Genomic DNA, 24304 nt, shown 5'->3' with positions numbered 1-24304 from the left:
AAACAAAGAAAATGAATACTCTCCCTGAACATTCATGTGACGTGTTGATTATCGGTAGCGGCGCTGCCGGGCTTTCACTGGCGCTACGTCTGGCTGATCGGCATCATGTCATCGTTCTAAGTAAAGGCCCAGTCACGGAAGGTTCAACATTTTATGCCCAGGGCGGAATTGCCGCCGTGTTTGATGAAACTGACAGCATTGATTCGCATGTGGAAGACACAATGATTGCCGGTGCTGGTATTTGTGATCGCCATGCAGTTGAATTTGTCGCCAGCAATGCACGTTCTTGTGTGCAATGGTTAATCGACCAGGGGGTGTTGTTTGATACCCACGTTCAATCGAATGGCGAAGAAAGCTACCATTTGACCCGTGAAGGTGGACATAGTCACCGACGAATTCTTCATGCTGCGGACGCCACCGGTAAAGAAGTAGAAACCACACTAGTGAGCAAGGCGCAGAACCATCCGAATATTCGCGTGCTGGAGCGCAGCAACGCGGTTGATCTAATTGTTTCTGACAAAATTGGCCTGCCGGGCACGCGACGAGTTGTTGGCGCGTGGGTATGGAACCGAAATAAAGAAACAGTGGAAACCTGCCACGCAAAAGCAGTGGTGCTGGCAACCGGCGGTGCGTCAAAAGTTTACCAGTACACTACCAATCCGGATATTTCTTCTGGCGATGGTATTGCTATGGCGTGGCGCGCGGGCTGCCGGGTCGCCAATCTCGAATTTAATCAGTTCCATCCTACCGCGCTGTATCATCCGCAGGCACGCAATTTTCTGTTAACGGAAGCACTGCGCGGCGAAGGCGCTTATCTCAAGCGACCGGATGGCACGCGTTTTATGCCTGATTTTGACGAGCGCGGCGAACTGGCTCCGCGCGATATTGTCGCTCGTGCTATTGATCACGAAATGAAACGCCTCGGCGCAGATTGTATGTTCCTCGATATCAGCCATAAGCCCGCCGATTTTATTCGTCAGCATTTCCCGATGATTTATGAAAAGTTATTGGGACTGGGGATTGATCTCACGAAAGACCCTGTGCCGATTGTGCCTGCTGCACACTATACCTGCGGTGGTGTAATGGTTGATGATCATGGGCGTACGGACGTCGAAGGTTTGTACGCCATTGGCGAAGTGAGTTATACCGGCTTACACGGCGCTAACCGCATGGCCTCAAATTCATTACTGGAGTGTCTGGTTTACGGCTGGTCGGCGGCGGAGGATATTACCAGGCGTATGCCCTATGCCCACGACGTCAGTACGTTACCGACGTGGGATGAAAGCCGTGTTGAGAACCCTGACGAACTGGTGGTGATTCAGCATAACTGGCACGAGCTACGTCTGTTTATGTGGGATTACGTCGGCATTGTGCGCACAACGAAACGTCTGGAACGCGCCCTGCGGCGGATCAATATGCTTCAGCAGGAAATAGACGAATACTACGCCCATTTCCGCGTATCAAATAATTTGCTGGAGCTGCGTAATCTGGTACAGGTTGCCGAGTTGATTGTTCGCTGTGCGATGGTGCGCAAGGAGAGCCGGGGGCTGCATTTCACGCTGGATTACCCGGAGTTGCTCACTCACTCTGGCCCATCGATCCTTTCCCCCAACAACCTTTACATAAACAAATAAAAAGCCTGGGTCAGCGCCGTATACGCTTCGGAATAGCTCTGGTCTGGCCCACGAATCACTAAGCGATCGCTATAGCATTCTCCCGCCTGTGGGGAGAATGCCAGCAGCACCCGATGCGGCTGTCGCGTTTCGTTTTCCGCCACATCCGTCCGTAAACGTAAATGCCAGCCCATTCTTAATGCCAGTTCAGTAAAACCATTACCAATCTGCTCTGGCAACACCACGCAAAAAAATCCCTCTTCAGTAATGCACTCCGCCGCGCAGGTTAGCAACGATTGATGATCAAGCGTAGTGGTATAGCGTGCCTGTTCCCTCTGCGGCGTAGCGCACTCAACGCCCTGCTGATAATAAGGCGGGTTACTGATGATTAAATCAAAGCGTGCTGTCTGCTGTGTGATCCACTGCTGAATATCCGCCGGATAGATATTAATCCGCTCTGCCCACGGGGACTGGTTGATATTTTCCTGCGCCTGAGTCGCAGCTTCACTTTCCAGTTCAACGGCATCAATCATCACGCTGTCATCGGTTCGCTGCGCCAGCATTAATGCCAGCAACCCGCTACCCGCGCCGATATCAAGGCAACGTTTTACCCCAGCCACCGGTGCCCATGCGCCCAGCAAAATGCCATCCGTTCCCACTTTCATCGCACAGCGATCGTGAGCAACAAAAAACTGTTTAAAAGTAAATCCATTACGACGAAGCACGGATGTAGACTGTGACATGAAAATAAAACCTTGCAGGAAAAACGGCGATAGCACCGGGTGAGAACAATACCCGAGAAGCGATATCCATACAAACAGATGAAGATTGCAGCCGTAACGTCTATAATCAGCGCCCCACACAGAGGTAGAACATGACTGTAACGACTTTTTCCGAACTTGAACTCGACGAAAGCCTGCTGGAAGCCCTCCAGGATAAAGGTTTCACTCGCCCGACCGCCATTCAGGCTGCCGCCATTCCGCCTGCGCTCGATGGCCGTGATGTACTCGGTTCTGCGCCGACAGGCACCGGTAAAACGGCGGCGTATCTGCTGCCAGCGTTGCAGCACCTGCTCGATTTCCCCCGAAAGAAATCCGGTCCGCCGCGTATTTTGATCCTCACCCCGACTCGCGAACTGGCGATGCAGGTGGCCGATCATGCCCGCGAACTGGCGAAACATACGCATCTGGATATCGCCACCATCACCGGCGGCGTAGCCTATATGAACCACGCGGAAGTATTCAGCGAAAACCAGGATATCGTGGTTGCCACGACCGGACGTCTGCTGCAATACATAAAAGAAGAGAACTTCGATTGCCGCGCGGTTGAAACGCTGATCCTCGACGAAGCAGACCGTATGCTGGATATGGGTTTTGCTCAGGATATCGAACATATTGCAGGCGAAACGCGCTGGCGTAAACAGACCCTGCTCTTCTCGGCAACGCTTGAAGGCGATGCCATTCAGGATTTTGCCGAGCGTCTGCTTGAAGATCCGGTGGAAGTTTCTGCGAATCCATCCACCCGTGAGCGCAAAAAGATTCATCAGTGGTATTACCGTGCTGATGATCTTGAGCATAAAACCGCATTACTGGTGCATCTGTTAAAACAACCGGAAGCGACCCGCTCAATTGTATTTGTGCGTAAGCGTGAGCGTGTGCATGAACTGGCAAACTGGTTGCGCGAAGCGGGCATCAACAACTGCTATCTCGAAGGTGAGATGGTACAAGGCAAGCGTAACGAAGCGATCAAGCGTCTGACCGAAGGTCGCGTAAACGTACTGGTTGCCACCGATGTTGCCGCGCGCGGTATCGACATTCCGGATGTCAGCCATGTCTTTAACTTCGATATGCCACGCAGTGGCGATACTTATTTACACCGTATCGGACGTACTGCTCGCGCTGGTCGTAAGGGAACCGCGATTTCACTGGTTGAAGCTCATGACCATCTGCTGCTGGGCAAAGTAGGCCGCTATATTGAAGAGCCAATTAAAGCTCGCGTTATTGATGAGTTACGCCCGAAAACGCGTGCGCCAAGCGAAAAGCAGACCGGCAAGCCATCGAAGAAAGTACTGGCTAAACGTGCCGAGAAGAAAAAGGCTAAAGAGAAAGAGAAGCCACGGGTGAAAAAACGCCATCGCGATACTAAAAATATTGGTAAGCGACGCAAACCAAGCGGAACAGGCGTACCGCCACAAACGACAGAAGAGTAATCTCAATGCCGGGTTTAAGCCCGGCATTATTTTTATCCCAACAAAAAACACTCTTCAACACACTGAATAAAAGTGTGCATCGCCGGGCGGACCGCTTTCCCGGCATGGTGAGCGCACATTGCCGTAATGGTCTGCGACTGTTCGCCAAAAGGCAATTCGATTAATTCTCCGCACTCCAACTCTTTTGCCACCGTGATCCGCCGCTGGCGCAGCGTGCTCTCAAATATCTACCGGAAGACACATTGCGGTTCGTTGATAATAAAGCTACAGGCGTTATATCTTCCCGGCTCAGTAAAATCGACATCTGCAATTTGCGGTGAAGCCACCAGCGCCAGCGATTGTTTCGCCAGTATGGTCGCCAGTCAAATACCGTGCTTGCACTGTTGCTGGTCTATTGCGCGGTTCGTATTTTCTATTAATAAACAAAAAAAAGCGGAAGAGGTCGCCCTCTTCCGCTTAGTAACTTGCTACTTAAACCTTACAGGCTTTCAGTAAAGGTACGAGCGATAACATCGCGCTGCTGTTCCGGAGTCAGAGAGTTAAAGCGAACTGCATAACCGGATACACGGATGGTCAGCTGCGGATATTTTTCCGGATGCTTAACTGCATCTTCCAGAGTTTCACGACGCAGAACGTTTACGTTCAGGTGCTGACCACCTTCAACGCGAACTTCTGGTTTAACTTCTACTGGAACTTCACGGTATTCAATGTCACCCAGTTTGCTTACTGCAACCACTTCGTCTTCTGCAAAACCTGCTTTCGCAACGATGCAACGCGCTTCGCCTTTTTCGCTGTCCAGCAGCCAGAAAGAGTTCAGCAGATCGTCGTTAGCAGCTTTAGTAATCTGGATACCTGTAATCATATGATGCCTCCCCGGCAAAATTATTTGATTTGTTTAGCCTGTCGCGGCCAATTGGTAAAACCATTGTTGCTTGAGTGTATATATACTCCTCAAACACCCTTGATTCTTTGATTTAAATCAACAAAAACCACACATCAAGTGTGGTCGCAAATGGATTTTATTGTTTTACATCAACTTATACGGGTGTGAAATTTTACCAATTTACATTTTTTTGCACTCATTAAAGTCTAAAAAATGAGCCTGGTTTTGTTCTGTAGAAAGAAGCAGTTAAGCTAGGCGGATTGAAAATTCGCAGGAGAGCGAGATGGCTAACGAATTAACCTGGCATGACGTGCTGGCTGAAGAGAAGCAGCAACCCTATTTTCTTAACACCCTTCAGACCGTCGCCAGCGAGCGGCAGTCCGGCATCACTGTCTATCCGCCACAAAAAGATGTCTTTAACGCGTTCCGCTTTACAGAGCTGGGGGACGTTAAAGTGGTGATTCTCGGCCAGGATCCCTATCACGGACCGGGACAGGCGCATGGTCTGGCATTTTCCGTTCGTCCCGGAATCGCCATTCCTCCATCATTACTGAATATGTATAAAGAGTTGGAAAATACTATTCCTGGCTTTACCCGCCCTGGTCATGGCTATCTTGAGAGCTGGGCGCGTCAGGGCGTTTTGCTGCTCAATACCGTCTTGACGGTTCGCGCAGGTCAGGCGCATTCCCACGCCAGCCTCGGTTGGGAGACCTTCACCGACAAAGTCATCAGCCTGATTAACCAGCACCGCGAAGGCGTGGTGTTTTTGTTGTGGGGATCACATGCGCAAAAGAAAGGGGCGATTATAGATAAGCAACGCCATCACGTACTGAAAGCGCCGCATCCATCGCCGCTTTCTGCACATCGTGGATTCTTTGGCTGCAATCATTTTGTGCTGGCAAATCAGTGGCTGGAACAACGTGGCGAGAAACCGATTGACTGGATGCCAGTATTACCGGCAGAGAGTGAGTAAATTTGAGGGAAAACGCCGGATGGCAGAATTTCCACCCGGCTGATTTATCAGGCTTTGTTCTGACGCCACCATTCGCCAAGCAAAACGCCGGTTGCAACAGAGATATTCAGCCCGGCAACATTCCCAGTTCCGTCAATCTTCACGCGCAAATCGTTCGGATCGCGTGCGGCATCCGGTAACCCTTCATATTCCTGACCCAGCACCAGCACCATTTTCTCTGGCAGACTGGTTTTGAACAGCGGTTTACCCTGCTCGCTGGAGGTGGTCACTACGGTGTAACCCGCCTGGCGGAAGTCATCCAGCACGTTAACAATGTTGTCGCCAGTAATCGGCTGGACATGCTCTGCACCGCCTTCTGCGGTACGAATAGCCGCACCGGATTCCAGCAACGCCGCATCCTGCACCACAACGCCTTTCACGCCGAAGTGTGCGCAACTGCGCATCATGCCGCCCAGGTTATGCGGGTTAGATTCGTTTTCCAGTGCCAGTACACAATCCTGCGCACCTGCCTGACTTACCCACTGCTGCACGGTTGTACCGTTACGCTTTTTGATCAGGAAGCAAACGCCGCCGTGATGTTCCGTGCCTGACGCTTTGGTCAGTTCCGCTTCATCCACCACATGATACGCTTTGCGGTTTGCCGCCATCCAGCGCAATGCTTCTTTAAAACGTGGCGTTACGCTCTGAATAAACCAGGCGCGAACAATCGCTTCGGGGCGGCTCTGGAACAGTGCCTGACAGGCGTTTTCGCCGTAGACGCGGGTTTCTTCCGCACGCTGACGACGCAACACTTCCGGATCAATAAAACTTTTACCACTGATACCACCGTGATCGGCCTTTTCCGGCGTCTCATCACCCGGCGCGCGGGAAACTGTGCGCCACGGCGACTCTTCCCACTTGCGGTCACGGGGCTGACTCTGTTTGTCATCGCGGGCGGGGCGACGGCCACCGTCAGCACGAGATTTTCCTGGACGCCCGCCCCCTTTCCCGGTACGCGGGTTGTGGGTACGTTTATCAGAATCATCATCACTGCGGACATACATCACTTTGACCTTGCCGCTTTTACCTTTCATTTCATCGTTCATGCTTTTCTCCACCAGCGCTGCGCGAAGCGCGCAGATTACCCGAAGTGCGCGCGGTTCGCCATGATTTCGTACCAAAGCCTGCGACTATCATACCTATTGAATAAAACAGATTGTTGTCTGGAACAATGTCCCCGATAATATGTAACATATTAGAAACATACCGGCGTCGTTGCCGATAAGTCTCCTTACTCATCCCGAGGTTAGTTATGAATACCGTTTGTACCCATTGTCAGGCCATCAATCGCATTCCCGACGATCGGATCGAAGATGCGGCAAAATGCGGACGCTGCGGTCACGACTTGTTTGACGGAGAGGTGATTAATGCGACCGGTGAAACGCTCGACAAATTGCTGAAAGATGATCTGCCTGTGGTGATCGACTTCTGGGCACCGTGGTGCGGCCCCTGCCGTAATTTCGCACCCATTTTTGAAGATGTCGCGCAAGAGCGTAGCGGTAAAGTGCGCTTTGTGAAAGTGAATACCGAAGCTGAACGTGAATTAAGCAGCCGCTTTGGAATTCGTAGCATACCGACGATCATGATTTTCAAAAACGGTCAGGTTGTCGACATGCTTAATGGCGCAGTACCGAAAGCGCCGTTCGACAGCTGGCTGAACGAATCTCTTTAATCTTACCGGGGCGCATCTTGTGCCCCGTTTTCTCCTCTGCGACAATGGCGTTTTTTCGACGCTCTCTTATGACCGAAAACGCTGTTCTCCAGTTACGCGCCGAGCGTATTGCGCGCGCAACACGTCCTTTTCTTGCCCGCGGTAATCGCGTTCGTCGCTGCCAACGCTGTCTTTTGCCAGAGAAATTATGTCTCTGTTCGACAATTACTCCAGCGGAAGCAAAAAGTCGCTTTTGTTTGCTGATGTTCGACACCGAGCCAATGAAGCCCAGTAACACCGGGCGTCTGATTGCCGATATCTTGCCAAATACCGTCGCGTTTCAATGGTCCCGTACCGACCCCTCGCAGGATTTGCTGGCTCTGGTACAAAACCCGGATTATCAACCGGTGGTGGTCTTCCCTGCCTCATATGCTAATGAACAACGGGAAGTGATTTTTACACCACCTGCCGGTAAGCCACCGCTGTTTATCATGCTCGATGGTACCTGGCCGGAAGCTCGCAAGATGTTTCGTAAAAGTCCGTATCTGGATAATCTTCCCGTCATTTCCGTCGATCTTTCCCGGCTATCTGCCTATCGCCTGCGTGAAGCCCAGGCTGAAGGCCAATACTGCACTGCCGAAGTTGCCATCGCACTGTTAGATATGGCCGGCGATACCGAAGCGGCGGCAGGTCTAGGCGAGCATTTCACCCGCTTTAAAACACGCTATCTGGCAGGAAAAACGCAACATCTGGGTAGCATCACAGCAGAACAGTTAGAAAGCGTTTAAAATCATTCGGTCACTTCTGCGGGAGACCGATATGAGTCAGCGAGGACTGGAAGCATTACTGCGACCAAAATCGATTGCGGTAATTGGCGCATCGATGAAACCCAATCGCGCAGGTTACCTGATGATGCGTAACCTGCTGGCGGGGGGATTTAACGGGCCGGTACTCCCGGTGACGCCTGCCTGGAAAGCGGTGTTGGGTGTGTTGGCCTGGCCGGATATTGCCAGCCTGCCCTTTACACCCGATCTTGCGGTTTTATGTACCAATGCCAGCCGCAATCTTGCTCTTCTGGAAGAGCTCGGCGAGAAAGGCTGTAAAACCTGCATTATTCTTTCCGCCCCGGCATCGCAACACGAAGATCTCCGCGCCTGCGCCCTGCGCCATAACATGCGTCTGCTGGGGCCAAACAGTCTGGGATTACTGGCCCCCTGGCAAGGCCTGAATGCCAGCTTTTCGCCTGTGCCGATTAAACGCGGCAAGCTGGCGTTTATTTCGCAGTCTGCCGCCGTCTCCAATACCATCCTCGACTGGGCACAACAGCGGGAAATGGGCTTTTCCTACTTTATTGCTCTCGGCGAAAGCCTGGATATCGACGTTGATGAATTGCTCGATTATCTGGCGCGCGACAGCAAAACCAGTGCAATCCTGCTCTACCTCGAACAATTAAGTGATGCGCGACGTTTTGTTTCGGCTGCACGTAGCGCCTCACGTAATAAACCGATTCTGGTGATTAAAAGTGGACGTAGCCCGGCGGCGCAACGACTACTGAACACCACGGCAGGAATGGATCCTGCTTGGGATGCAGCTATTCAGCGCGCCGGTTTGTTGCGAGTACAGGATACCCACGAGCTGTTTTCGGCAGTCGAAACCCTTAGCCATATGCGCCCGCTACGTGGAGAGCGGCTGATGATTATCAGCAACGGTGCAGCACCTGCCGCACTGGCGCTGGATGCCTTATGGTCACGCAATGGCAAGCTGGCAACGCTAAGCGAAGAAACCTGCCAGAAGCTACGCGATACGCTGCCAGAACATGTAGCAATCTCTAACCCGCTCGATCTGCGCGATGACGCCAGCAGTGAGCATTATATTAAAACGCTGGATATTCTGCTCCACAGTCAGGATTTTGATGCGCTGATGGTTATTCATTCGCCCAGCGCCGCTGCTCCCGCAACAGAAAGCGCGCATGCATTAATTGAAGCGGTAAAGCATCATCCCCGCAGCAAGTATGTTTCTCTGCTGACGAATTGGTGCGGCGAGCACTCCTCGCAAGAGGCACGACGTTTATTCAGCGAAGCCGGGCTGCCGACCTACCGCACCCCGGAAGGAACCATCACCGCTTTTATGCATATGGTGGAGTACCGGCGTAATCAGAAGCAACTACGCGAAACGCCGGCGTTGCCCAGCAATCTGACCTCTAATACCGCAGAAGCGCATCTTCTGTTGCAACAGGCGATTGCCGAAGGGGCTACGTCGCTTGATACCCATGAGGTTCAGCCCATCCTGCAAGCGTATGGCATGAACACGCTCCCCACCTGGATTGCCAGCGATAGCACCGAGGCTGTGCATATTGCCGAACAGATTGGTTATCCGGTGGCGCTGAAATTGCGTTCGCCGGATATTCCACATAAGTCGGAAGTTCAGGGCGTCATGCTCTACCTGCGTACAGCTAATGAAGTCCAGCAAGCCGCAAATGCTATTTTCGATCGCGTAAAAATGGCCTGGCCGCAGGCGCGTATCCACGGCCTGCTGGTACAAAGTATGGCTAACCGTGCTGGCGCTCAGGAGTTGCGAGTAGTGGTTGAGCACGATCCGGTTTTCGGACCGTTGATCATGCTGGGCGAAGGCGGTGTGGAGTGGCGTCCTGAGGATCAAGCCGTCGTCGCACTACCGCCGCTGAACATGAACCTGGCACGTTATCTGGTCATTCAGGGGATCAAAAGTAAAAAGATTCGTGCACGTAGTGCGCTACGCCCGCTGGATGTGGCGGGATTAAGCCAGTTACTGGTGCAGGTTTCTAACTTGATTGTCGATTGTCCGGAGATTCAGAGGCTGGATATTCATCCTTTGCTGGCTTCCGGCAATGAATTTACCGCGCTTGATGTCACGCTGGATATCGCTCCGTTTGAAGGCGATAACGAGAGTCGCCTGGCAGTCCGCCCTTATCCACATCAGCTGGAAGAATGGGTAGAATTGAAAAACGGCGAACGTTGCTTGTTCCGCCCGATTTTGCCAGAAGATGAGCCACAGCTTCAGCAATTCATTTCGCGAGTCACCAAAGAAGATCTTTATTACCGCTACTTTAGCGAGATCAACGAATTTACCCATGAAGATTTAGCCAACATGACGCAGATCGACTACGATCGGGAAATGGCGTTTGTAGCGGTACGACGTATTGATCAAACGGAAGAGATCCTCGGCGTCACGCGTGCGATCTCCGATCCTGATAACATCGATGCCGAATTTGCCGTGCTGGTTCGCTCGGATCTCAAAGGGTTAGGCTTAGGTCGACGCTTAATGGAAAAGTTGATTACCTATACGCGAGATCACGGACTGCAACGTCTGAATGGTATTACGATGCCAAACAATCGTGGCATGGTGGCGCTGGCCCGCAAGCTCGGGTTTAACGTTGATATCCAGCTCGAAGAGGGGATCGTTGGGCTTACGCTAAATCTTGCCCAGCGCGAGGAATCATGAGTAAGGTACTGGAAATGTTGACCACTTAATCGGGACTGGTGTTATTATTGCCCGCTTATGTCGTCTGCATTGCACAGAGGACCCTTCAATGAACAGAGAAGAAATGCACTGTGATGTTGTCAAAATTTAAGCGTAATAAACATCAACAACACCTTGCCCAACTACCCAAGATTTCTCAATCAGTTGATGATGTCGATTTCTTTTACGCTCCCGCCGACTTCCGGGAGACGCTGCTGGAAAAAATAGCCAGCGCGAAGCAGCGCATTTGCATTGTCGCCCTGTATCTCGAACAGGATGACGGTGGCAAAGGCATTCTGAACGCGTTGTATGAGGCTAAACGGCAGCGTCCGGAACTGGATGTGCGGGTGCTGGTCGACTGGCATCGTGCACAACGTGGACGCATTGGTGCTGCGGCATCTAACACTAACGCTGACTGGTACTGCCGCATGGCACAGGAAAATCCGGGCGTAGATGTTCCAGTTTATGGCGTTCCAATCAATACCCGTGAGGCCCTTGGTGTTCTGCACTTTAAAGGCTTTATCATTGACGATAGCGTACTTTATAGCGGTGCCAGCCTGAACGATGTTTACCTGCATCAGCACGATAAATATCGCTACGACCGTTATCATCTGATCCGTAACCGTAAGATGTCAGACATTATGTTCGAATGGGTTACACAGAATATAATGAATGGTCGCGGCGTTAATCGTCTGGATGATGTTAATCGTCCAAAAAGCCCGGAAATCAAGAATGACATTCGTCTGTTCCGCCAGGAGCTGCGTGATGCCGCTTATCATTTCCAGGGTGATGCCGATAACGATCAGCTTTCTGTTACGCCGTTGGTAGGCCTGGGGAAATCGAGTCTTTTGAACAAGACCATTTTCCATCTTATGCCTTGTGCCGAGCAGAAACTAACCATTTGCACACCATATTTCAACCTGCCAGCAATCCTTGTGCGTAATATCATCCAGTTACTGCGCGAAGGGAAAAAGGTCGAAATTATTGTTGGCGATAAAACTGCGAATGACTTCTACATTCCGGAAGATGAACCTTTCAAGATAATCGGTGCTCTGCCTTATCTCTATGAGATCAATCTGCGTCGTTTCCTGAGCCGTTTGCAGTATTACGTCAATACTGACCAGTTAGTGGTTCGGTTATGGAAAGACGACGACAACACCTATCACCTGAAAGGGATGTGGGTTGATGATAAGTGGATGCTGATCACCGGCAATAACCTGAACCCACGCGCCTGGCGTCTGGATCTGGAAAACGCCATTTTGATTCACGATCCGCAACTGGAACTTGCGCCACAGCGTGAGAAAGAACTGGAACTGATCCGCGAGCATACCACCATCGTTAAGCACTACCGCGATCTGCAAAGCATTGCCGATTATCCGGTGAAGGTTCGTAAACTTATCCGCCGTTTGCGCCGTATCCGCATCGACCGATTAATTAGCCGCATCCTGTAATCACAACCCCGTCCTGTACGGGGTTTGTTTTTTGGAGGCCACGTTTTGCGTATTCTTTTTGTCTGTTCGCTATTGTTACTTTCTGGTTGCAGCCATATGGCTAACGATAGCTGGAGCGGACAGGATAAAGCCCAACACTTTATCGCCTCAGCGATGCTTTCCGCTGCCGGGAATGAATATGCACAGCATCAGGGAAGCAGTCGCGATCGCAGTGCCATGTTTGGATTAATGTTCTCTGTAGGGCTGGGGGCATCAAAAGAACTTTGGGATAGCCGAGCTGAAGGGAGTGGCTGGAGCTGGAAGGATTTTGCCTGGGATGTTGCCGGTGCAAGCACCGGCTATACCGTCTGGCAAATAGCGCATCACTAAAGACGCATCCCTTTTCCTTTACGGTGCAATGTTAGTGAAACCAGAAATGCAATCACTGCCATAAAGGTGACATACCAGAAGAAAGATGTTTCCATTCCTACCGATTTCAACGATAACGCTACATACTCTGCAGAGCCACCAAATAACGCATTGGCTACGGCATACGACAAACCAACACCTAATGCGCGAACCTGGGCCGGGAACATTTCAGCCTTAAGGATGCCACTAATAGAGGTATAGAAACTCACAATCACTAAAGCACACATGACGAGGCCAAAGGCTGCATAAGGAGAAGATACATTCTGTAATGCTGAGAGTATCGGAACGGTAAAAATGGCAGCCAGAGAACCGAAGCAAAGCATCGAGGTTCGGCGACCAATCTTATCTGACAAGGCCCCAAAAAGTGGCTGAATGAGCATATAAACAAACAACGCGGCTGTCATAATGCCACTCGCCACGTTGGCGTGCATTCCCGCAGTATTCACCAGATACTTCTGCATGTAAGTGGTGAAGGTATAGAAACAAAGGGAACCCGCAGCGGTAAAACCGAGAACCATGATGAATGCTCGGCGATTGCGCCATAATCCTTTCAGAGATCCAGCTTCTTTTAAAGCGCGTGTTTCTTGTTGTGAAGTTTCATCTAACTGACGACGTAACCACAACGCCACAACAGCTAACACAGCTCCTAACGCGAAAGGAATACGCCATCCCCACTCTCTGAGTGCAGCGTCTTCCATGGTGTGTTGTAAAACCACGACAACCAGTAGAGCTAGCAGTTGCCCGCCGATCAACGTCACATACTGAAATGATGCGTAAAAACCTTTGCGCCCTTCAACGGCAACTTCACTCATATAGGTGGCGCTGGTGCCATATTCTCCGCCAACGGATAATCCCTGGAATAAACGAGCAAGAAGCAATAATGCCGGAGCCCAGGTACCGATTGTTTCGTAGCCTGGCAAACAGGCGATAATCAGTGAGCCGAAACACATCATACACACCGATAACAGCATCGATTTTTTGCGACCATGTTTATCGGCTATGCGGCCAAATAGCCAACCGCCTATTGGGCGCATCAGGAATCCAGCAGCAAAAACACCTGCTGTTTGTAGTAGTTGAGTCGTCGTGTTCCCGGAAGGGAAGAAGATGTGAGCGAAGTAGAGTGAGCAGAACGAGTAGACATAGAAATCGAACCACTCGACCAAATTACCTGAAGAGGCCCCCACAATTGCCCAAATGCGGCGACGAGTATCACTACTTGTCAGTTTGCTGTCTGCCGTTACAGTACTTTCAGCCATGCCATTATGTCTCCTGCCGTAATCCGATGCTTTTGTCGGTCGCTGTTGTTTATTTTTTGGTAAAGAAAATGTTATACATTTGTTGCGTATCATTATGCAACCTTAACCATGAATTTAGTTAGCAGGAAAATGGTTATTGAGGATCTAAAGGATAGATTTTTGGTAAGGAGGATGTATGGAAGTGGGCAAGTTGGGGAAGCCGTATTCGCTGTTGAATCTGGCTTATGTGGGAGCGTAGGACGGATAAGATGCAGCCAGCGTCGCATCCGGCATTTTTTCCGCACCAGCGCAAAAAGGCCATCCTGACGGATGGCCTTCTGCTTAATTTGATGCCTGGCAGTTCCCTACTCTCGCATGGGGAGACCCCACACTACCATCGGCGCTACGGCGTTTCACTTCTGAGTTCGGCATGGGGTCAGGTGGGACCACCGCGCTAAGGCCGCCAGGCAAATTCTGTTTCATCAGACCGCTTCTGCGTTCTGATTTAATCTGTATCAGGCTGAAAATCTTCTCTCAATCCGCCAAAACACCTTCGGCGTTGTAAGGTTAAGCCTCACGGTTCATTAGTACCGGTTAGCTCAACGCATCGCTGCGCTTACACACCCGGCCTATCAACGTCGTCGTCTTCAACGTTCCTTCAGGACCCTTAAAGGGTCAGGGAGAACTCATCTCGGGGCAAGTTTCGTGCTTAGATGCTTTCAGCACTTATCTCTTCCGCATTTAGCTACCGGGCAGTGCCATTGGCATGACAACCCGAACACCAGTGATGCGTCCACTCCGGTCCTCTCGTACTAGGAGCAGCCCCCCTCAGTTCTCCAGCGCCCACGGCAGATAGGGACCGAACTGTCTCACGACGTTCTAAACCCAGCTCGCGTACCACTTTAAATGGCGAACAGCCATACCCTTGGGACCTACTTCAGCCCCAGGATGTGATGAGCCGACATCGAGGTGCCAAACACCGCCGTCGATATGAACTCTTGGGCGGTATCAGCCTGTTATCCCCGGAGTACCTTTTATCCGTTGAGCGATGGCCCTTCCATTCAGAACCACCGGATCACTATGACCTGCTTTCGCACCTGCTCGCGCCGTCACGCTCGCAGTCAAGCTGGCTTATGCCATTGCACTAACCTCCTGATGTCCGACCAGGATTAGCCAACCTTCGTGCTCCTCCGTTACTCTTTAGGAGGAGACCGCCCCAGTCAAACTACCCACCAGACACTGTCCGCAACCCGGATTACGGGCCAACGTTAGAACATCAAACATTAAAGGGTGGTATTTCAAGGTCGGCTCCATGCAGACTGGCGTCCACACTTCAAAGCCTCCCACCTATCCTACACATCAAGGCTCAATGTTCAGTGTCAAGCTATAGTAAAGGTTCACGGGGTCTTTCCGTCTTGCCGCGGGTACACTGCATCTTCACAGCGAGTTCAATTTCACTGAGTCTCGGGTGGAGACAGCCTGGCCATCATTACGCCATTCGTGCAGGTCGGAACTTACCCGACAAGGAATTTCGCTACCTTAGGACCGTTATAGTTACGGCCGCCGTTTACCGGGGCTTCGATCAAGAGCTTCGCGTTACCGCTAACCCCATCAATTAACCTTCCGGCACCGGGCAGGCGTCACACCGTATACGTCCACTTTCGTGTTTGCACAGTGCTGTGTTTTTAATAAACAGTTGCAGCCAGCTGGTATCTTCGACTGATTTCAGCTCCACGAGCAAGTCGCTTCACCTACATATCAGCGTGCCTTCTCCCGAAGTTACGGCACCATTTTGCCTAGTTCCTTCACCCGAGTTCTCTCAAGCGCCTTGGTATTCTCTACCTGACCACCTGTGTCGGTTTGGGGTACGATTTGTTGTTACCTGATGCTTAGAGGCTTTTCCTGGAAGCAGGGCATTTGTCGCTTCAGCACCGTAGTGCCTCGTCATCACGCCTCAGCCTTGATTTTCCGGATTTGCCTGGAAAACCAGCCTACACGCTTAAACCGGGACAACCGTCGCCCGGCCAACATAGCCTTCTCCGTCCCCCCTTCGCAGTAACACCAAGTACAGGAATATTAACCTGTTTCCCATCGACTACGCCTTTCGGCCTCGCCTTAGGGGTCGACTCACCCTGCCCCGATTAACGTTGGACAGGAACCCTTGGTCTTCCGGCGAGCGGGCTTTTCACCCGCTTTATCGTTACTTATGTCAGCATTCGCACTTCTGATACCTCCAGCATGCCTCACAGCACATCTTCACAGGCTTACAGAACGCTCCCCTACCCAACAACACTTAGTGTCGCTGCCGCAGCTTCGGTGCATGGTTTAGCCCCGTTACATCTTCCGCGCAGGCCGACTCGACCAGTGAGCTATTACGCTTTCTTTAAATGATGGCTGCTTCTAAGCCAACATCCTGGCTGTCTGGGCCTTCCCACATCGTTTCCCACTTAACCATGACTTTGGGACCTTAGCTGGCGGTCTGGGTTGTTTCCCTCTTCACGACGGACGTTAGCACCCGCCGTGTGTCTCCCGTGATAACATTCTCCGGTATTCGCAGTTTGCATCGGGTTGGTAAGTCGGGATGACCCCCTTGCCGAAACAGTGCTCTACCCCCGGAGATGAATTCACGAGGCGCTACCTAAATAGCTTTCGGGGAGAACCAGCTATCTCCCGGTTTGATTGGCCTTTCACCCCCAGCCACAAGTCATCCGCTAATTTTTCAACATTAGTCGGTTCGGTCCTCCAGTTAGTGTTACCCAACCTTCAACCTGCCCATGGCTAGATCACCGGGTTTCGGGTCTATACCCTGCAACTTAACGCCCAGTTAAGACTCGGTTTCCCTTCGGCTCCCCTATTCGGTTAACCTTGCTACAGAATATAAGTCGCTGACCCATTATACAAAAGGTACGCAGTCACCCCATAAAGAGGCTCCCACTGCTTGTACGTACACGGTTTCAGGTTCTTTTTCACTCCCCTCGCCGGGGTTCTTTTCGCCTTTCCCTCACGGTACTGGTTCACTATCGGTCAGTCAGGAGTATTTAGCCTTGGAGGATGGTCCCCCCATATTCAGACAGGATACCACGTGTCCCGCCCTACTCATCGAGCTCACAGTATGTGCATTTTTGTGTACGGGGCTGTCACCCTGTATCGCGCGCCTTTCCAGACGCTTCCACTAACACACACACTGATTCAGGCTCTGGGCTCCTCCCCGTTCGCTCGCCGCTACTGGGGGAATCTCGGTTGATTTCTTTTCCTCGGGGTACTTAGATGTTTCAGTTCCCCCGGTTCGCCTCATTAACCTATGGATTCAGTTAATGATAGTGTGACGAATCACACTGGGTTTCCCCATTCGGAAATCGCCGGTTATAACGGTTCATATCACCTTACCGACGCTTATCGCAGATTAGCACGTCCTTCATCGCCTCTGACTGCCAGGGCATCCACCGTGTACGCTTAGTCGCTTAACCTCACAACCCGAAGATGTTTCTTTCGATTCATCATCGTGTTGCGAAAATTTGAGAGACTCACGAACAACTTTCGTTGTTCAGTGTTTCAATTTTCAGCTTGATCCAGATTTTTAAAGAGCAAATATCTCAAACGTCACCCGAAGATGAGTTTTGAGATATTAAGGCAGGTGACTTTCACTCACAAACCAGCAAGTGGCGTCCCCTAGGGGATTCGAACCCCTGTTACCGCCGTGAAAGGGCGGTGTCCTGGGCCTCTAGACGAAGGGGACGTATCAGTCTGCTTCGCAAGACGCCTTGCTTTTCACTTTCTATCAGACAATCTGTGTGAGCACTGCAAAGCACAGTTCTTTAAGGTAAGGAGGTGATCCAACCGCAGGTTCCCCTACGGTTACCTTGTTACGACTTCACCCCAGTCATGAATCACAAAGTGGTAAGCGCCCTCCCGAAGGTTAAGCTACCTACTTCTTTTGCAACCCACTCCCATGGTGTGACGGGCGGTGTGTACAAGGCCCGGGAACGTATTCACCGTGGCATTCTGATCCACGATTACTAGCGATTCCGACTTCATGGAGTCGAGTTGCAGACTCCAATCCGGACTACGACGCACTTTATGAGGTCCGCTTGCTCTCGCGAGGTCGCTTCTCTTTGTATGCGCCATTGTAGCACGTGTGTAGCCCTGGTCGTAAGGGCCATGATGACTTGACGTCATCCCCACCTTCCTCCAGTTTATCACTGGCAGTCTCCTTTGAGTTCCCGGCCGGACCGCTGGCAACAAAGGATAAGGGTTGCGCTCGTTGCGGGACTTAACCCAACATTTCACAACACGAGCTGACGACAGCCATGCAGCACCTGTCTCACGGTTCCCGAAGGCACATTCTCATCTCTGAAAACTTCCGTGGATGTCAAGACCAGGTAAGGTTCTTCGCGTTGCATCGAATTAAACCACATGCTCCACCGCTTGTGCGGGCCCCCGTCAATTCATTTGAGTTTTAACCTTGCGGCCGTACTCCCCAGGCGGTCGACTTAACGCGTTAGCTCCGGAAGCCACGCCTCAAGGGCACAACCTCCAAGTCGACATCGTTTACGGCGTGGACTACCAGGGTATCTAATCCTGTTTGCTCCCCACGCTTTCGCACCTGAGCGTCAGTCTTCGTCCAGGGGGCCGCCTTCGCCACCGGTATTCCTCCAGATCTCTACGCATTTCACCGCTACACCTGGAATTCTACCCCCCTCTACGAGACTCAAGCTTGCCAGTATCAGATGCAGTTCCCAGGTTGAGCCCGGGGATTTCACATCTGACTTAACAAACCGCCTGCGTGCGCTTTACGCCCAGTAATTCCGATTAACGCTTGCACCCTCCGTATTACCGCGGCTGCTGGCACGGAGTTAGCCGGTGCTTCTTCTGCGGGTAACGTCAATGAGCAAAGGTATTAACTTTACTCCCTTCCTCCCCGCTGAAAGTACTTTACAACCCGAAGGCCTTCTTCATACACGCGGCATGGCTGCATCAGGCTTGCGCCCATTGTGCAATATTCCCCACTGCTGCCTCCCGTAGGAGTCTGGACCGTGTCTCAGTTCCAGTGTGGCTGGTCATCCTCTCAGACCAGCTAGGGATCGTCGCCTAGGTGAGCCGTTACCCCACCTACTAGCTAATCCCATCTGGGCACATCCGATGGCAAGAGGCCCGAAGGTCCCCCTCTTTGGTCTTGCGACATTATGCGGTATTAGCTACCGTTTCCAGTAGTTATCCCCCTCCATCAGGCAGTTTCCCAGACATTACTCACCCGTCCGCCACTCGTCAGCAAAGCAGCAAGCTGCTTCCTGTTACCGTTCGACTTGCATGTGTTAGGCCTGCCGCCAGCGTTCAATCTGAGCCATGATCAAACTCTTCAATTTAAAAGTTTGATGCTCAAAGAATTAAACTTCGTAATGAATTACGTGTTCACTCTTGAGACTTGGTATTCATTTTTCGTCTTGCGACGTTAAGAATCCGTATCTTCGAGCGCCCACACAGATTGTCTGATAAATTGTTAAAGAGCAGTGCCGCTTCGCTTTTTCTCAGCAGCGCGGGGTGTGCATAATACGCTTTCCCGCTACAGAGTCAAGCATTTTTTTTGCTTTTCTCTGCCGAGATTCTCAGGAGAACCTCGCTGACCCGGCGGCGTGTATGCCGTTGTTCCGTGTCAGTGGTGGCGCATTATAGGGAGTTATTCCGGCCTGACAAGCAAAAAATATAAAAACTTTATCGTTCGCTCATTTTTCAGGCAAAACATCCTGAACATGGTGTTTTCCGTCTAACTTATAGACAAAAACGAGCCCCAAAGGGCTCGTTTTATCATTACTGGACGGCGACAATCCTGTCTTCATTAACTTCCAGGCGAATAACTTTACCCGGAACCAATTCACCAGACAGTATTTGCTGTGCCAGCGGGTTTTCGATCTGCTGCTGAATTGCACGTTTCAGAGGACGTGCACCATAGACCGGATCGTAACCGTTCTCGCTCAGCAGTTTCAGCGCCTCGTCAGAAATGTGGATTTCATAACCACGTTCTTCCAGACGTTTGTACAGACGTTTCAACTGAATCTGCGCAATCGACGCAATGTGCTGTTCACCCAGCGGATGGAAGACCACCACTTCATCGATACGGTTAATGAATTCCGGACGGAAGTTATGGCTTACCACACCGAGCACCAGCTCTTTCATGTGCGCATAATCCAGTTCACCGAAGCGTTCCTGAATCAAATCGGAACCGAGGTTAGAGGTCATAATGACAACCGTATTACGGAAGTCGACCGTTCTCCCCTGCCCGTCAGTCAGACGCCCATCATCCAGTACCTGCAACAGAATGTTGAAGACATCCGGATGCGCTTTTTCCACTTCATCCAGCAGGATGACGGAATACGGACGACGACGCACAGCTTCGGTCAGGTAGCCACCTTCTTCATAACCGACATATCCCGGAGGCGCACCAACCAGACGAGACACCGAGTGTTTCTCCATAAACTCGGACATATCGATACGGACCATCGCCTCGTCGCTATCAAACATAAAGTTCGCCAGCGCCTTACAAAGCTCAGTTTTCCCCACACCCGTTGGGCCGAGGAACAGGAATGAACCAATCGGGCGATTTGGATCCGCCAGCCCCGCACGGCTACGACGAATAGCGTTAGATACCGCATCAACCGCTTCGTTCTGACCAATAACGCGATGGTGCAGTTCTTGCTCCATACGCAGCAGTTTTTCGCGCTCGCTTTCCATCATGCGAGAAACCGGAATCCCCGTCCAACGCGCCAACACTTCAGCAATTTCGGCATCGGTCACTTTATTACGCAACAGACGCATAGTTTTGCCTTCGAGCTGCGTTGCGGCTTCCAGTTGCTTTTCCAGTTCCGGGATTTTGCCGTATTGCAGTTCAGACATCCGCGCCAGGTCACCCACACGGCGAGCCTGTTCAATGGCGATTTTCGCCTGTTCCAGTTCCGCTTTAATGGTCTGCGTACCAGAAAGCGACGCTTTCTCAGCTTTCCACTCTTCTTCTAACTCGGAGTACTGACGTTCTTTGTCGCTCAGTTCTTCGTTGAGCATATCCAGGCGTTTTTTACTGGCTTCATCAGACTCTTTCATTAGCGCCTGTTGTTCCAGTTTGAGCTGGATGATACGACGATCGAGTCGGTCGAGTTCCTCTGGTTTTGAGTCAATCTGCATACGAATGCTGGATGCTGCTTCATCGATCAGGTCGATGGCTTTATCCGGCAGCTGACGGTCAGCAATGTAGCGATGAGACAACGTCGCCGCTGCAACAATTGCCGGGTCAGTAATTTGCACATGGTGGTGCAGTTCATAACGTTCTTTCAGGCCACGCAGAATAGCAATGGTGTCTTCCACGGTTGGCTCGGCAACAAACACTTTCTGGAAGCGACGTTCCAGCGCAGCATCTTTTTCGATGTACTGGCGATATTCGTCCAGCGTCGTGGCACCTACGCAGTGCAATTCACCACGCGCCAGCGCCGGTTTCAGCATGTTGCCGGCGTCCATTGCGCCATCGGCTTTACCCGCACCGACCATGGTATGTAATTCGTCGATAAACAGGATGACGTTGCCTTCCTGTTTGGCGAGATCGTTAAGCACGCCTTTTAAACGTTCTTCAAACTCACCGCGATATTTCGCCCCGGCCACCAGCGCGCCCATATCCAGCGCCAGTACTCGGCGGCCTTTCAGCCCTTCCGGTACTTCGCCATTGATAATACGCTGAGCCAGACCTTCAACGATGGCTGTTTTACCAACGCCTGGTTCACCAATCAGCACCGGGTTATTTTTAGTACGACGTTGCAGTACCTGAATGGTACGGCGAATTTCTTCATCACGGCCAATCACCGGATCGAGTTTGCCTTGTTCGGCTCGTTCGGTGAGGTCGATGGTGTATTTTTTCAAAGCCTGACGTTGGTCTTCAGCTCCTTGATCGTTCACGCTTTCACCTCCACGCATTTGTTCAATCGCTTGAGTAATGTTGGCGGTGGTCGCCCCTGCTGCTTTCAGGATGTCGGCCAGCGTGCCGCGAGACTCAAGTGCCGCCAGAACGAACAGTTCTGACGAGATAAAATTATCACCACGTTTTTGCGCCAGCTTGTCGCAAAGATTAAGAACGCGCACCAGATCCTGTGAGGGCTGGACATCACCACCAGTACCTTCAACCTGTGGTAAACGATTTAATGCCTGATTGATATCTGTGCGCAACTGACCAGCATTGATGCCGGCGGATGTTAATAAAGGACTAACCGAACCCCCTTCCTGATTCAGCAGGGCGCTCATTAAATGAAGTGGTTCGATGAATTGGTTGTCGTGCCCGAGTGCAAGTGATTGGGCATCGGCAAGAGCAAGCTGGAATTTATTAGTAAGACGATCCAGACGCATAACTCCTCCCATAACGGATCAAAGTTGCTACTGGAGATTAAATGAGGTCATCCCTCAATTATTCAAGGTTATTGACCAGATTAATGTGAAAAGAAAATCACGCGTACCGGATCGTCTTGATTCTTTAGGTTATATCAGCCAAATGAAACTTGCCATACGACCGGTGGTCTTGTCGCGACGATAAGAGAAGAATGTCTCATTTTCCGTATATGTACAACGGTCGCCGCCGAAAATTCGCTCAACACCAACGTTCGCCAGACGCTGCCGGGCAAGCTGATAAATATCCGCCAGATATTTATCTCCATGCTGAATGAAAGCTGCACTCGCTTTAGCGTCTACTGCCATAAACGCCTCGCGAACCTCCGCTCCCACTTCAAACGCGCGTGGACCAATTGCCGGCCCTAACCAGGCGAGAATGTTTTCGGGATTATCAGCAAAACAGGAAACCGTCTCTTCCAGCACGCCTGCGCACAGTCCACGCCAGCCAGCATGAGCGGCGGCGACTTCCGTTCCCGCTCGATTGCAAAACAGCACGGGGAGGCAGTCGGCAGTCATCACAGCGCAAACCGTGCCCGGCGTGTTGCTATAAGAGGCATCTGCTCGTTTTGAGGCATAAGGTTCGCCAGTAAGCTTAAGCACATCTTTGCCGTGTACCTGCTCAAGCCAGACCGGTTTTGAAGGCAAATTGCCCGCAGCAAAAAGTCGCTTACGATTTTCCTCGACGTGATCCGGGTTATCGCCACAATGGGCACCGAGGTTGAGCGAGTCATACGGCGGCAAGCTCACGCCGCCGATACGGGTAGAGCTACAGGCCGCAACACCTTTTGGCAGCGGCCACTGCGGGACAATCAGCTTACTCATAACCAGTCCACTTCATCCTTATGCTCTTCGAAATCGGCGCGCATCACCTCAATCAGCTCCACCATATCTTGTGGAATAGGCGCATGCCATTCCATTTCGATGCCGGAGATTGGGTGATAAAGACGCAACATGGTTGCATGAAGCGCCTGGCGGTCAAACTTACGCAGCGTGGAGATAAACGCTTCCGAAGCCCCTTTTGGCGGACGCGGACGGCCACCATAAACCGGATCGCCCACCAGTGGATGAGTGATATGGGCCATATGCACGCGGATCTGGTGCGTACGTCCAGTTTCCAGACGCAACCGCAGACGTGTGTGCACACGGAAGTGTTCCATAATGCGATAGTGAGTGACCGCCGGTTTACCCATCGGATGCACTGCCATGTGAGTACGTTTGGTTGGGTGGCGACTGATTGGCTCATCCACCGTACCGCCAGCGGTCATATGACCAATTGCCACCGCTTCATACTCACGAGTAATTTCACGCCTTTGCAAAGATTCGACTAAACGCGTCTGAGCCGGAACGGTTTTTGCCACAACCATCAGGCCAGTGGTGTCTTTATCCAGACGATGGACAATGCCCGCACGCGGTACATCGGCAATGGGCGGATAATAATGAAGCAACGCATTCAGTACCGTGCCATCCGGGTTACCCGCGCCAGGATGTACCACCAGGTCGCGCGGTTTATTAATGACGATGATATCTTCATCTTCATAGACGATATCCAGCGGGATATCCTGCGGTTCAAAACGCGCTTCTTCTTCAATCTCAGCGTTGATGGCCACCTGCTCGCCACCCAATACTTTTTCTTTCGGCTTATCACAAACTTTGCCGTTAACCAGCACGCGCTGGTCGAGGATCCATTCTTTTATCCGCGAACGTGAATAATCCGGGAACATTTCAGCCAAAGCCTGATCTAAGCGTTGACCGAGTTGGTTTTCGGACACCATTGCAGTGAGCTGTACTCGTTGTGCCATATATACTGCTTCTTCGTTTATCGTTGGGGTTTTACGGCTTTGCCGTTTAATATAGTGTGCTATTGTAGCTGGTCTTAACCGGGAGCAGGAACAGAGAATCTCCCGTATTACATTTTGAGGAAAGTCA

The 24304-nt window shown here is 51.5% G+C and carries 15 protein-coding genes, 1 tRNA gene, 3 rRNA genes and 2 pseudogenes; 9 read left to right on the top strand and 12 right to left on the bottom strand.

Annotated elements, in window-relative coordinates; genetic code table 11:
* Positions 1-11: 11 nt before the first annotated feature.
* Positions 12-1634 (top strand): L-aspartate oxidase, encoded by a 1623-nt coding sequence (gene nadB, locus EFER_RS02630; protein WP_001094510.1) that lies wholly within the window; start codon positions 12-14, stop codon positions 1632-1634.
* On the opposite strand, the gene trmN is transcribed toward nadB, so the two are convergent.
* Positions 1619-2356 carry a tRNA(1)(Val) (adenine(37)-N(6))-methyltransferase TrmN gene (gene trmN, locus EFER_RS02625; protein ID WP_001353022.1) on the bottom strand — a complete coding sequence of 246 codons (738 nt, stop codon included), beginning with the start codon at positions 2354-2356 and terminating at the stop codon, positions 1619-1621. The two genes, nadB and trmN, sit on opposite strands and share 16 nt — an antisense overlap.
* A gap of 131 nt (positions 2357-2487) precedes the next feature.
* Between trmN and srmB the strand changes: the two genes are divergently transcribed.
* On the top strand, positions 2488-3822 hold the full coding sequence (gene srmB, locus EFER_RS02620; protein WP_000219193.1) for an ATP-dependent RNA helicase SrmB: 1335 nt from the start codon (positions 2488-2490) through the stop codon (positions 3820-3822).
* 32 nt (positions 3823-3854) lie between these two features.
* Here srmB and EFER_RS02615 read toward each other — a convergent pair.
* Positions 3855-4172: pseudogene (locus EFER_RS02615) on the bottom strand (LysR family transcriptional regulator); the annotation flags it as partial.
* On the opposite strand from EFER_RS02615, the pseudogene EFER_RS23650 reads away from it, so the two are divergent.
* Positions 4146-4241 (top strand): annotated as a pseudogene (locus EFER_RS23650) (cysteine/O-acetylserine transporter); the annotation flags it as partial. The pseudogenes EFER_RS02615 and EFER_RS23650 overlap by 27 nt on opposite strands.
* A gap of 59 nt (positions 4242-4300) precedes the next feature.
* On the opposite strand, the gene grcA reads toward EFER_RS23650, so the two are convergent.
* Positions 4301-4684 carry an autonomous glycyl radical cofactor GrcA gene (gene grcA / locus EFER_RS02610; RefSeq protein WP_000627804.1) on the bottom strand — a complete coding sequence of 128 codons (384 nt, stop codon included), beginning with the start codon at positions 4682-4684 and terminating at the stop codon, positions 4301-4303.
* 304 nt (positions 4685-4988) lie between these two features.
* Between grcA and ung the strand changes: the two genes are divergently transcribed.
* Positions 4989-5678, top strand: a complete 690-nt coding sequence (gene ung, locus EFER_RS02605; protein WP_001262706.1) for a uracil-DNA glycosylase — start codon at positions 4989-4991, stop codon at positions 5676-5678.
* Positions 5679-5725: 47 nt separating this feature from the next.
* Here ung and EFER_RS02600 read toward each other — a convergent pair whose 3' ends face one another.
* Complete coding sequence (locus EFER_RS02600) at positions 5726-6763, bottom strand: tRNA/rRNA methyltransferase (RefSeq protein ID WP_000997419.1); 1038 nt, start codon at positions 6761-6763, stop codon at positions 5726-5728.
* 206 nt (positions 6764-6969) lie between these two features.
* Between EFER_RS02600 and trxC the strand changes: the two genes are divergently transcribed.
* The 5 genes from trxC to EFER_RS02570 all read left to right on the top strand — a co-directional run bounded on the left by trxC (position 6970) and on the right by EFER_RS02570 (position 12686).
* Positions 6970-7389, top strand: coding sequence for a thioredoxin TrxC (gene trxC, locus EFER_RS02590; protein WP_001098726.1), 420 nt, complete (start codon positions 6970-6972; stop codon positions 7387-7389).
* Positions 7390-7457: 68 nt separating this feature from the next.
* The gene (gene tapT / locus EFER_RS02585; RefSeq protein ID WP_002431986.1) at positions 7458-8156 is read left to right on the top strand and encodes a tRNA-uridine aminocarboxypropyltransferase; all 699 of its coding nucleotides are present in this window, start codon (positions 7458-7460) and stop codon (positions 8154-8156) included.
* Positions 8157-8187: 31 nt separating this feature from the next.
* Positions 8188-10848 (top strand): peptidyl-lysine N-acetyltransferase PatZ, encoded by a 2661-nt coding sequence (gene patZ / locus EFER_RS02580; RefSeq protein WP_000082997.1) that lies wholly within the window; start codon positions 8188-8190, stop codon positions 10846-10848.
* 113 nt (positions 10849-10961) lie between these two features.
* Positions 10962-12317 carry a CDP-diacylglycerol--serine O-phosphatidyltransferase gene (gene pssA, locus EFER_RS02575; RefSeq protein WP_000949265.1) on the top strand — a complete coding sequence of 452 codons (1356 nt, stop codon included), beginning with the start codon at positions 10962-10964 and terminating at the stop codon, positions 12315-12317.
* A gap of 45 nt (positions 12318-12362) precedes the next feature.
* The gene (locus tag EFER_RS02570; RefSeq protein ID WP_002431985.1) at positions 12363-12686 is read left to right on the top strand and encodes a YfiM family lipoprotein; all 324 of its coding nucleotides are present in this window, start codon (positions 12363-12365) and stop codon (positions 12684-12686) included.
* Here EFER_RS02570 and kgtP read toward each other — a convergent pair.
* The 8 genes from kgtP to rluD form a co-directional block, all read right to left on the bottom strand.
* A complete protein-coding gene (gene kgtP, locus EFER_RS02565) occupies positions 12683-13981 on the bottom strand; it encodes an alpha-ketoglutarate permease (protein WP_012599915.1) in 1299 nt (432 codons plus the stop codon). The two genes, EFER_RS02570 and kgtP, sit on opposite strands and share 4 nt — an antisense overlap.
* A gap of 331 nt (positions 13982-14312) precedes the next feature.
* A 5S ribosomal RNA gene (gene rrf, locus EFER_RS02560) occupies positions 14313-14428 on the bottom strand.
* A gap of 95 nt (positions 14429-14523) precedes the next feature.
* A 23S ribosomal RNA gene (locus EFER_RS02555) occupies positions 14524-17427 on the bottom strand.
* Between the two features lie 193 nt (positions 17428-17620).
* Positions 17621-17696: transfer RNA gene (locus tag EFER_RS02550), tRNA-Glu, on the bottom strand.
* A gap of 85 nt (positions 17697-17781) precedes the next feature.
* Positions 17782-19323 (bottom strand): 16S ribosomal RNA (locus EFER_RS02545).
* Together the 16S, 23S and 5S rRNA genes with 1 tRNA gene alongside form the textbook arrangement of a ribosomal RNA operon.
* 442 nt (positions 19324-19765) lie before the next feature.
* The gene (gene clpB / locus EFER_RS02540) at positions 19766-22339 is read right to left on the bottom strand and encodes an ATP-dependent chaperone ClpB (RefSeq protein ID WP_002431841.1); all 2574 of its coding nucleotides are present in this window, start codon (positions 22337-22339) and stop codon (positions 19766-19768) included.
* 129 nt (positions 22340-22468) lie between these two features.
* Entirely contained in the window at positions 22469-23200 is a 732-nt protein-coding gene (gene yfiH, locus EFER_RS02535; RefSeq protein ID WP_000040133.1) for a purine nucleoside phosphorylase YfiH, read from the bottom strand.
* Positions 23197-24177 carry a 23S rRNA pseudouridine(1911/1915/1917) synthase RluD gene (gene rluD, locus EFER_RS02530; RefSeq protein WP_000079086.1) on the bottom strand — a complete coding sequence of 327 codons (981 nt, stop codon included), beginning with the start codon at positions 24175-24177 and terminating at the stop codon, positions 23197-23199. The genes yfiH and rluD overlap by 4 nt, the downstream gene beginning before the upstream one ends.
* Positions 24178-24304: the final 127 nt, after the last annotated feature.

The sequence above is a fragment of the Escherichia fergusonii ATCC 35469 genome (assembly GCF_000026225.1).
Taxonomy (GTDB): domain Bacteria; phylum Pseudomonadota; class Gammaproteobacteria; order Enterobacterales; family Enterobacteriaceae; genus Escherichia; species Escherichia fergusonii.
The sequence above is the reverse complement of the archived record's forward strand: the minus strand, read 5'-3'. Positions and strand labels throughout refer to the sequence as shown.

Coding starts and splice junctions, on each gene's coding strand:
- nadB (WP_001094510.1), top strand. CDS start 12: ATGAATACTCTCCCTGAACATTCATGTGACGTGTTGATTATCGGTAGC.
- trmN (WP_001353022.1), bottom strand. CDS start 2,356: ATGTCACAGTCTACATCCGTGCTTCGTCGTAATGGATTTACTTTTAAA.
- srmB (WP_000219193.1), top strand. CDS start 2,488: ATGACTGTAACGACTTTTTCCGAACTTGAACTCGACGAAAGCCTGCTG.
- grcA (WP_000627804.1), bottom strand. CDS start 4,684: ATGATTACAGGTATCCAGATTACTAAAGCTGCTAACGACGATCTGCTG.
- ung (WP_001262706.1), top strand. CDS start 4,989: ATGGCTAACGAATTAACCTGGCATGACGTGCTGGCTGAAGAGAAGCAG.
- EFER_RS02600 (WP_000997419.1), bottom strand. CDS start 6,763: ATGAACGATGAAATGAAAGGTAAAAGCGGCAAGGTCAAAGTGATGTAT.
- trxC (WP_001098726.1), top strand. CDS start 6,970: ATGAATACCGTTTGTACCCATTGTCAGGCCATCAATCGCATTCCCGAC.
- tapT (WP_002431986.1), top strand. CDS start 7,458: ATGACCGAAAACGCTGTTCTCCAGTTACGCGCCGAGCGTATTGCGCGC.
- patZ (WP_000082997.1), top strand. CDS start 8,188: ATGAGTCAGCGAGGACTGGAAGCATTACTGCGACCAAAATCGATTGCG.
- pssA (WP_000949265.1), top strand. CDS start 10,962: ATGTTGTCAAAATTTAAGCGTAATAAACATCAACAACACCTTGCCCAA.
- kgtP (WP_012599915.1), bottom strand. CDS start 13,981: ATGGCTGAAAGTACTGTAACGGCAGACAGCAAACTGACAAGTAGTGAT.
- clpB (WP_002431841.1), bottom strand. CDS start 22,339: ATGCGTCTGGATCGTCTTACTAATAAATTCCAGCTTGCTCTTGCCGAT.
- yfiH (WP_000040133.1), bottom strand. CDS start 23,200: ATGAGTAAGCTGATTGTCCCGCAGTGGCCGCTGCCAAAAGGTGTTGCG.
- rluD (WP_000079086.1), bottom strand. CDS start 24,177: ATGGCACAACGAGTACAGCTCACTGCAATGGTGTCCGAAAACCAACTC.